Source organism: Promicromonospora kroppenstedtii DSM 19349 (assembly GCF_000515355.1).
GTDB classification, from domain to species: domain Bacteria; phylum Actinomycetota; class Actinomycetes; order Actinomycetales; family Cellulomonadaceae; genus Promicromonospora; species Promicromonospora kroppenstedtii.
The window spans coordinates 29,825-30,726 of record NZ_KI911633.1; the positions used below are offsets into that span (position 1 = coordinate 29,825).

General features: G+C 73.7%; 1 protein-coding gene and 1 pseudogene. Both read left to right on the forward strand.

What is annotated here, in order from left to right; genetic code table 11:
- Positions 1-48 precede the first annotated feature (48 nt).
- Positions 49-717, forward strand: a complete 669-nt coding sequence (locus tag PROKR_RS06340) for a GntR family transcriptional regulator (protein WP_036960821.1) — start codon at positions 49-51, stop codon at positions 715-717.
- Positions 714-902: pseudogene (locus tag PROKR_RS06345) on the forward strand (5-carboxymethyl-2-hydroxymuconate semialdehyde dehydrogenase); the annotation flags it as partial. The gene PROKR_RS06340 and the pseudogene PROKR_RS06345, both read left to right, overlap by 4 nt.

Genomic DNA, 902 nt, shown 5'->3' on the forward strand with positions numbered 1-902 from the left:
CGACGGGCTGTTCCCGCCCAACCCGGAATGGCTCGCCCGCTACCAGGAATGGCGGGAGTCCCGGTGACGGCCAGCAAGTCCGAGGTGGCCTACACCTACCTGCGCGACCGGATCGCGCGCCGCGACCTCGGGCCGGGCTACCGGCTGGTGCTGCGCGGCGTCGCCGACGAGCTCGACATGAGCGTGGTTCCCGTGCGCGAGGCCATCCGGCGGCTCGAGGCCGAGGGACTGGTCACGTTCGAGCGCAACGTCGGGGCGAGCGTCGCGATGATCGACGAGCGGGGCTACGTCGAGGCCATGCAGGCCCTCGGGGTGGTCGAGGGGGCCGCGACCGGCCTCTCGGCGCCCGCCATCTCGGACGCGGACCTCGACCGGGCCGCCGAGGTGAACGACCGGCTGCGCGCCCTGCTCGACCACTTCGACCCGCACGCCTTCACCGCCCTGAACCGGCAGTTCCACTCGGTGCTGTTCGAGTCGTGCCCCAACGCCCTGCTGCTCGACATGGTGCACCGCGGCTGGGCGCAGCTCTCCGGCCTGCGCGACTCCACGTTCGCGTTCGTGCCGGGGCGGGCGCACGACTCCGTGGCCGAGCACGCCCACATCCTCGACCTGATCGCCCGCCGCGCCGACCCGCTCGAGATCGAGATCGCCGCGCGGGACCACCGCTGGGCCACCATGCAGGCCTTCCTCGACTCGCGAACCCCGGAGACACCGTGACCGACCACCCCACCCGAGTGCCCGCCGACCTGCCGGGCAGCATCCAGCACTACATCGGCGGCGAGCTCGTCGACTCGGCCGACGGCGGCACGTTCGACGTGCTCGACCCGGTGACCGACGAGGTCTACGCGAAGGCCGCGGCGGGCCGGGCGGCCGACGTCGACCGCGCCGTCGCCGCCGCGCGC